This is a genomic window from Paenibacillus sp. Dod16 (assembly GCF_049893405.1).
In the GTDB taxonomy this organism is placed as follows: Bacteria; Bacillota; Bacilli; order Paenibacillales; family Paenibacillaceae; genus Paenibacillus_AQ.
Genome location: NZ_JBNDYG010000007.1, coordinates 186,508 through 195,481 on the forward strand (window position 1 = coordinate 186,508; position 8,974 = coordinate 195,481).

4 protein-coding genes and 1 pseudogene (1 of these 5 cut by a window edge) are annotated in these 8,974 nt (G+C 51.0%); all 5 read right to left on the reverse strand.

The window, feature by feature from the left end; all coding sequences use genetic code 11:
• Position 1: 1 nt before the first annotated feature.
• Positions 2–169: pseudogene (locus ACPV3A_RS08580) on the reverse strand (hypothetical protein); the annotation flags it as partial.
• A gap of 1,073 nt (positions 170–1,242) precedes the next feature.
• Positions 1,243–3,321, reverse strand: coding sequence for a bacterio-opsin activator (locus ACPV3A_RS08585; RefSeq protein ID WP_426198927.1), 2,079 nt, complete (start codon positions 3,319–3,321; stop codon positions 1,243–1,245).
• A gap of 175 nt (positions 3,322–3,496) precedes the next feature.
• Positions 3,497–4,879 (reverse strand): S-layer homology domain-containing protein, encoded by a 1,383-nt coding sequence (locus ACPV3A_RS08590; protein ID WP_426198929.1) that lies wholly within the window; start codon positions 4,877–4,879, stop codon positions 3,497–3,499.
• On the reverse strand, positions 4,824–6,761 hold the full coding sequence (locus tag ACPV3A_RS08595) for an Ig-like domain-containing protein (protein WP_426198931.1): 1,938 nt from the start codon (positions 6,759–6,761) through the stop codon (positions 4,824–4,826). The genes ACPV3A_RS08590 and ACPV3A_RS08595 overlap by 56 nt, the downstream gene beginning before the upstream one ends.
• A gap of 311 nt (positions 6,762–7,072) precedes the next feature.
• Positions 7,073–8,974: the 3' portion of a DUF2207 domain-containing protein gene (locus ACPV3A_RS08600; RefSeq protein ID WP_426198933.1), read on the reverse strand. It continues 27 nt past the right edge of the window; the window shows 1,902 of its 1,929 coding nt (coding positions 28–1,929); the start codon falls outside the window, past its right edge — the gene reads right to left on this strand; the stop codon is at positions 7,073–7,075.

The window sequence follows — 8,974 nt, forward strand, 5'->3', positions numbered from 1 at the left end:
GTTATAAAAGCAGCAAAAAGCGTGAGTTTCCTTGAAAATTCACGCTTTTTTTGTTTAGGTAGTACCAGCGTAAGTGACATACCATTTTCCACTCATAAAAACCATCACTCGAGATTATAATACGCTTACTCGTAATTAACTTTCGAAAGGCCAGTTTTGATTGAATAGTCTCAGCACGAGCTCGCTAGGCTTCCCTGGATAACGTGTTCCATGACCGTTGGAAGCGTTATGTATTCTTCCGGACTACGTTGATCGAGATATCGGCAAATGTGGCGCAACTGCTCCTTTCTTTCGGATCCAAGTCCCGAATGATCCCTCAAAACACTCAACATTATACTTTTCTATCTAATGCCGTTTTCAATCACATATCTTACGGCCATCTAAACAGAACAATCCAAGGCAAAGGCTAAAGCTGCAAACCTTTCATGTTCAAAATTAAAAACGCATCGCCAGCCGGTACTTCTCTCCTTCGATTTTCGTCCGGAATGGTTTATTATCTGCTTGTCCAAACAATACAGATAGTCATCCACGGTTAAAGAATTGGTAAACGCTATATTAAAACGGCTCAAGATAGTGCAAGAAAGATCAGAAAAAAGAATACTTAAATTTGTCCTCTTAGAGATGCAATCGCTCTAGGGCGTGTCTTCAAACTGCAGGAATAGAATAATTTTGGTAAAATAAAGGAATGAGATGACAATACAAATTACGTGACGACCAGTGGAACGGATTAGAGATCCACTGCCAGCCGAGCAAAAAGCTCAGGGCGGACGGCCAGCCAAAGAAATACGAACCATGATCAATCCGATGCTTTGGATTACCCGAAGCGTGGCACCATGAAGTGACCTGCCGGATCATTATGGATCCTGGAAATGAGTATATACCCGATTTCGTCGGTAGCAAGCCGGCGTATTTGATCAAGTTCTTGAGCATCTGGCATCAGAACCGGACACGGAAAGTGTCATGATCGATGCCTCTATCGTTCGAGTATCAAAGGCATTTGAGTATGCAAGCTGGAAGATTCGGGCCTTTCATGTTCTAATATGGTTCAGAAGTCGACCCCAATCCGCGCTATGCTTCTTGTATCGTGCTAACCGTTTTAGCAGTATCGTGTGTATCTCTAGAAATATAGAACTCAAAAAACGCACCTCCTAAAGAGATGCGGTTTTCACTTGCAGTCCTATGCTACAACCTGCGTAAAGGTGCTATGGGATCCTATAACTTTTACGCCTTTACTATGCGTGCTCAGAATCCGGACCTCATCAAATCGCTTAACACAAAAGCCAGATGTTTTTCGGCCAAACGCATATGACGGTAAAAGGTGGCTCTGCTCATATGGAAGGATGCTGCGAGCTGGCTTTTGTTCCGGTCCTTGCGCAAATAACTTGCGATGAGAATTTCCTTCTCCAACAGCGTCAAAGGTTCCATCGGACGTCCGTCGGCCAGAATCCCTTGAATGATGTTCCTCACCTGCATCCCGTCCCAACCCAATTGCCGAACGACAGGGAGTTCCTCCAGCTTGTCGGGATCGAACAGCCGTTCCAGCATTTGCTTCATTACGCTTCGATCAATGGCCGGGGGATACTCATCCTCCCGCTGATGTGCCGGTTGTCCTGCTGCTGTCTCCGTTTGCCGGATGATCCGCTGAATCCACTGATCGAAGCTCGTTTGCCTAAAATCCAGCTCCCATGTCGTCAATTCGATGCCCGCATATCCCGTCGCTTTCCCGCACGCTTTGAATCCCAGAATCGACAATAAGGAATTCAACTGTGGATCCCCCGCCGCCAAAATCCCCCGCAAACCGCCGGTCATGTGGACCAGCCATTGCTGCATCAGCATGGCCCCCAGCTCCTCGGGACGATACAAGGATTGTTCGGAGTTTACCGCGGATAACAGCACAAATATCGTATCGGCTGCCTCCGGTGGCAGCCGATGCAGCGAAGATACTTCCTCCCCCAGCACCCCCCTGCACCCAGGCGCATATCGTTCCAACAATGGCAAGCTCAAGGCATGCAGCCATACGCCTGCGCAGAACGCCAGCGGTATCCCTTTTTCGTCCCGCACGATAAAGATTCCTTCAGGAAAATGAGCTGCAATCTCCTCCAGCAAAACCGGGTAATCGGCAGAGTCGACCAGTTCGGACTGCCAGTCGGAACCCCGAATAGACGCCTTCAAAAAGCGCTGCAAATACGGGAGATCTTCCTGCTCGAACGGCTTATGCTCGCCGGGTTTCAGGCTTGACGAGAAATTGGCATACGCATGCGCCGAGGGCAGAAACTCACGGTACAGCTCCAAGATGTGGGCGCTCAGGTGCATCTGCATCCGTTGGTCGACCGAATGGAATCGTTCCGCCAGCAGGACGAACACCTGATGGCGAACCGATTCAAATTGTTCGGGGTTTCTGCGCGTAAAGTCATCCCGTAACATTCGAGCAACGACCTGGTGCAGCGTTATCCCATCCACCGTATCCCGTACGAACGAAAGCGCCCTCAGATGGTAATAGTCCGCCCCTTCCAAAGGTGTATCCAACAACCGGTTCAGCATGTTCTCGTCGGCAACAGGCAGAAGCGACAAAACCGTCAGCGCACGGTACACGCCAGGAGACGCCGCTTCCCGCAAAAATTCGGCGCTCAATACAGCCGGAACCTCTCGCCATACATCCCACTGCTCTACAGACTCGGAAAGCAGCATATCCACGGTCAAGGCAAGCGACAACGGATGGCCTTCCGTCTTCTCGGCAATAGCCCTTTGCCATTCCGCAGACAAGCCGCTGCCGCCTAAATAATCGTAGACCTCTTCTCGAGTAAACAACCGCAAAGAGAACCTTTTCATTCGGGACTTCCATTCCGGATTCGTCTGCCATTTGAGCGGCAGTCCATTGCGCGAGGCACATACGATCAGCACGTGGGCGGACTTCAACTCAGGAAGAAATCTGGAGAACAGCCACCCTTCCAGCTTTTCGATCTCCTCACCATTGTCTATGAACAAAACGGTTCGCTGCAGCTGAAGCTCGTTAACGATGTATGGCAGCAGCGCGGATTCCGGAGCCCTGGTTCTGCCGTATTCAGTTGCAAGACTCATCTCCAGACTCGCCAGAAAAGCGCCCGACGTCGGTAAACCTCCTTGCCCGTCCAGCCAAAGAGAAAGCACCGAGGACTGCCTTGCCGTGCGGGCCATTTGCAGCAGCAGCGTTGTTTTGCCAATGCCGCCAATTCCTGATATTGAAAAAATGGATGTCTGCGCCCGGGAATCCGCCAGCCAATCCGTGAAACTCTTCATTTCCCGATCCAAGCCGATAATGCGATGTTTTGCAATCTTCTCCATTCGTTACATCCTCACTCCATCCGCTTCTCGCCCGTTGAATCTTTCAACTAATAAACCTGCTATTTTTTTATACTATACTATGTTTCGAGTCTACGAATAGGCTCCATTACGGAATAAACGCAAAAAAACGCGCACATTCTCGGTTGGAATGTGCGCGCCATCTATTCAGCTGCAATCAGTTCATGAAATTCAAGTAGAGCAGCATTCGGTTTAAGAGAACCGTGCTTTGTGCGCGCGTGGCAAACGCCTGCGGTGCGAACGCAGCCTTCCCGACGCCTTCGATCATGCCGGCGGCCAACAGGTCGGCAGTCGCTCCCTTGGCCCAATCGGATACCTGGGCATAGTCCGAGAAGCTTTCCAAAGTCGAAGCGTCCTTTGGCGGAAGCTCGCCGGCATATCGTGCTGCTCTGGCCAGCATAACCGCCACCTGCTCTCTCGTGATCCTAGCGTCCGGTCGGAACGAACCGTCGGCGTAGCCTTCAATCAAGCCAGCCGCGGATGCGGCTCCTATCGCACCGGTATACCAAATTCCGTTCGGCCCAACGTCCGAATAGGAAGAAAGCTGCGGTTTCTCGGTGAGTCCGAGCGCACGTACGAGCATCGCAACGAACTCGGCGCGGGTCACCGTACGGTTAGGATCAAACATGCCGTCAGCCGATCCGTTCACGATCAGCTTGTTCGCCATCCGCTCGATGTTACTTTGCGCCCAATGTCCCTGGATATCCTCGAAAGTTCGGTTGGAGCGAACCGCAGTGTACACACCGTTATATGGGCTATAAAAAGTCGCTGTCTCCCCTTCCAAAATGGAAGGGACGAAGCGCGGCTTTCCTGCGTCATCCACCCACACGACGGTGGAACGATCGGATCCTGCCGCATCATTAATCAAGAATGTCCGCTTGAGGTAAGTGTCTTCCCCTTCGATTCTTACATCGCCGTTGCTGTATAGCTCAAAGCTCATCGGCTCCGCCAGCATGTCATAGCCTTGACGAGTCAATACCTCATCCAGCTGGCGTCTTGCGGAATCCGCCATTTTCGCAATAACGACCGTTACGGTCGCTCGGTTCTTGAGGTCACTTAGCACGTACAGCGGAACGCTGTAGCTTGCCCCGTTCACCCCAATCCGAATGGCTGCACTCGGCTTCGCCGAAAGGAGAACCTGCAGCGCTTCAGCCGGGAGATCGACCTTCACCACCGGATCCTCATTGTCAATGTCAATGACGATATCTTCCCCGCCAACGACCCATGACCGAACCAGATCGGAGTCCGCTATCAGTCTCAGAACGGTGCGCCCGTCATGCTCCTGCTCTTTTTTGGCGGTTACCCGAACTTGTTTGCCGTTGATCGTTACGACCATTCTTGGGTCCGGTACAGGGGATGGGGCAGAAACCGGAACCCAGCTATAGGATGGGGGTACCGGTTCTGGGGTATAGGCAGCTCTCAAATCGATGCGCCCTACGTCAACTGTCCCCCCAGCTAAGACATTTACGGTTGTCGTATAATCGTTATACGCCGCTGCTGTCACCGTGAGTGCATGGCTGCCTGCCGCTACGATATTCACTGTAAATCTCCCCGTAGACTGCGCCGATCACCGTCCCCGTGTCCACTGGAACCGACTGGACCGTCACTGCTGCGGTGGCCGTGAACCCTCCGTCGACGGTCGTCACCGTAACGACCGCCGTACCTTCTGCAATCGGCGTCACCTCACCGTTCTGATCCACCTGAGCGACGGCCGGATCGCTGGAGTTCCAGGTTACCGTCTGATTCGACGCATTCACGGGCATAAGGACGGCTGTCAGCTTCTGTGAAGCACCTCCTGCCGCAAGGGTCAATGCCGTCTGATCCAGCGTCACTCCCGTCACGCGGACTTGGTCTCGAATATGTGCGGCTTCCACCTGTACGCTGCTCCATGCCTGAATGCGCTTCTGTACATCCAGTTCAAACACCTGGAGATATTGACCCGGGATTGGATCCACAATGTCCGCTCCGAGCGAGTACAAGACCGCTTCGCCAGGCAGCGCATCACCCACCAGAGGACGCATCCCCGCATCCTTCTCGAGCAGATAAGCGAATGTATGCCCAGGATCGCCTGGAACTGCCGTCGCGCTCGTCGAACCGTTCGCTCTGCCTGGACTAATAGTAAGCCTGTCGATGTCCTGTGCCAGTTCATCCACGTACAGAGTCAATACCGCGCTGACGGTGTTCCGGCCCGCATCGGTCGCCGAGACCGTTACCGGGAACGCGCCGCTCACCGTAGCGCTGCCTTCGATTCTGCCAGAGGCAGTCATCGATAGGCCACTGGGAAGTCCGGAGGCGCTCCATGACAAGCCCCCACTTGCGCCGTCGAAAGCATCTATCACCATCGAATAAGGAGCGTCCTTGGCCGCCCGCGGCAGATCGATTGTTAAAATATCCGGACGCAGAAACGGATAGCCCCCATTGACGCCAGTGTGGACGGCCCACATATTCGCAAAATCCCAGCCGCCATAATTGGAGGCCGTCTTCATCTCGTTGGTGGTTAGGCCTGTGAGTTGAGGTGAGCCTATGATATCCCCAACGCCCACGCCAGCGGTTTGGGCCGATGTCGTGTTATCGTAATATGAGGCGTCGATGGATGAATGCGTCACGATTCCGATAAAACCGCCCACCGTGTAATAGGTGACGCTTCCGGATTTCATGATTGCAGTTGTAGAATAACTATTGGCTATTGTTCCGTATATCATTTGTCCGGCCAATCCGCCCCCATGGAAATATTGACCTCTCTCCGTATTCGTGACCCTTCCGGTGGCATACGAATCATTGATGCTGCCCAATCCCTGTGAACCGACCAGCCCGCCGGCATACTGATTGGGGGCATCGCCGCTTTTGACGGCAGCGGATGAAGATGAGCGAAGAATGGTCGAATCGCCATTGGCTGCCCCGGCCAACCCGCCTGCTACGCTCACGGAAACCGTATTGCCACTCGTAACGGTGCCCTGCGAATGCGAGTTGAGAATGCTGCCGCCTATCAGGTGTCCCACCAATCCGCCGGCATAACTGCCGCCGTTGACTTGTGCGGAAATGCTTAGATTACGGATGGCCCCCGATACGCGGCCGAAGAAGCCGACATACTGTAGAGCTCCTCCATCGATGGTGAGACCTTCGATCCGGTGTCCCCTTCCGTCGAAAATACCGCTGAAGACGGTCGTTTCATCGGCTATGGGTACCCAATCGTATCCGGTCATATCGATGTCGCCGGTCAATCGGATATTCCGATCTAGGTAAGACGCTTGATTCCGATTGATATAAGCCAGTTCTTCTGCGGTCCCGACCCACACCCAACCGTCCGTTTCGGCCGGAACCGAGTCGTTTCCAGCCCGGAGCACGGGCTGAGCGGAAGCCAAGGGAGCAAGCACCATCGAAATAATGAGCGTTACTGCCAGCACGATGGACATTTTTTTCATAAACAGGTTTCTCCTTTGCATCAGTACAGTCATCGATGAGTCATAGAAACACGACGTGATCTGATATAATTCAACATCTTCAATTAAGTGTAATATAACAATGGAATAAAGACTGTCTCAATTTTGTTTCAAGTTCATAGGAAAGCAGTCATAACGAAAAAACCGAGCGAATGCAGGGAGCGGCCCTGAGTTTTCGCTCGGCTAAGATTGTGCCTATGATGTTATTTACCGTATTGACTGCAGTCCCATCCGGATTGCAGTCTTCCTCCCTTTTCGTGATGTGGGAAGGGAACTAGTCCATAACTTCTTAGTCAATCTCCTCCCCCACCACCATCTCCAGAACCTCCATCATAGCCACCGTCACTACTGTAGTCGTATGAGCTCCCTCCGTCTGCTCCACCGTCACCATTACTGCTATTTCTTCCGGAAGATGTTCCATCAGATATTCCTTTCCAAGAATGAATAAAGACATAATCGATAGCGGTATCCACATCTTTATCGAACAGAGAAGAAGCCTCTGAGAAAATAAAATTCGGATTTTCTTTGCTTACCTTTCTCATAAAACGTTCTCCTACACCAAGCAATAGCGCATCCTCTCTCATCTTTTCAAGCCGATTACGGTCATATTCACCCCTGCCTTCGCCATGTCCGCCTCTTGCCAGCTTCCGTCGATACCGCTTTATAGCGCTTAGGTAAGCTGCCGAACGCTGATCTAATGCTCCTCGGGGTAAAAAACCAACAAATAAAAATGAAAGAATTACGAAGTTCAAGTATTCGTCGACCAGTGGATCATACAAAATTGGAGCTGCAACGAAAAAGCAAACGACCAAAAAGATGATGATGTATCTTTTGAGGCGCCAGCGAAAAGAAGCCAATATGAGTCCGCCGCCCAAAATAATGGCCAATACTCCTACCCATCCCCAAGGCGTTACGTCTGCAATGTACAGATAGATGAGCAAAACCAGATGTATGAGAGCTAGAGCAGGTATGATGACTTTTCTCGCCGCGTATTCCTTGAACATGATCCCTTTGCTATTCTCAGTCTCCACAAGCTCCTGCCAGCGGCTGAGTCCCTTTTTAAGACTTCTCATCCGCTTTATGTATTTACCCATAGTCGCTTTATTCCTGCGCTCTGTTTTCGTAGGGCCAGAAATTCTCTCCAGGTTCAGGACAGTCGTACCGTGAGACAGCCAACCAAGCAAATAACGGTCTGGTTTTTTCAGGGCTGTACGATTACCCTTGAATGTAAACTCTGGAAGCCACTTCGGCGCTCTCGAATCTTCCTGGAATCGCATATCTGATGGCACTAATGAAACACTCACCATGCCTTTACGGCGCAGCGAAAATACACCGGCCAGCCCATCTGCAAGTCGGAGCTTTCCCTTCCGGAAAAGGTAAATCAGATCGATTGGATCCATCGCTGCGAGATCTTCGAAGCTGATCCGCCTACCACTCCACCAGGATGAGATCCTACGCAGCGAAAGGGAATAATAGACGATACCAGCTATGGCTACATAGGTCAGCCAGTGGCTGATATGTTGACCCGCTTTCAGTAAATGTTCACGCTTTTCGAATCTTTGCTGAAGCTTCTGTTCATCTAACAGTCGTTCCGAGAGTGAGGCTGAGGGCTCTTCTGTTTCCCTCTCCGTCAGCACCTCTGGGGGGAAATACAACTTCAGCCTCGCACTATCCCCTTCGGGTAATAGTGCATTTTCGTATCTAATCCAACGATTGTTTATTTCCGTCAAGCTGCCTCTTGAGCGATCGTAGGCAAATCCTGATAAATTCTCTTTTGCAGGCTGTTCTGTATAAACCCTAACGGTTACGTTGTGATGATCAAACCTGTTATCTTTGAGTACGGTCCAATCCAGCTCTCCACGATCGTCATATTTCACAGCTTCTCGATCAAGCCTATAGCGATAATAGATCTGCCTCGTTTCATCTTTAGCTTGTAATTCGATGTAATAAGAACCTGATTTAGTTCTTAAATAGACCGGATAACGCTCCAAATTAACATAACCAAGATTACCGAGCTCTCGGTCATTCGGTGGTACATAAGCTTCAAAAAATTCAATATTCGCTCCCCCGAAATTGTCCATATATCTAGGAATTCTTTCATACTCTCCTTGTACTGTGTAAGTGAATAGCTCTTCCACATATAAGTCCCCGTCCGCCATTACCTTGGCCACAACGTCCACTTGATCAATAGTTAA

Excerpts from the sequence above, each read along its gene's own strand:
- ACPV3A_RS08585 (WP_426198927.1), bottom strand. The coding sequence starts at position 3,321 with ATGGAGAAGATTGCAAAACATCGCATTATCGGCTTGGATCGGGAAATG.
- ACPV3A_RS08595 (WP_426198931.1), bottom strand. The coding sequence starts at position 6,761 with ATGAAAAAAATGTCCATCGTGCTGGCAGTAACGCTCATTATTTCGATG.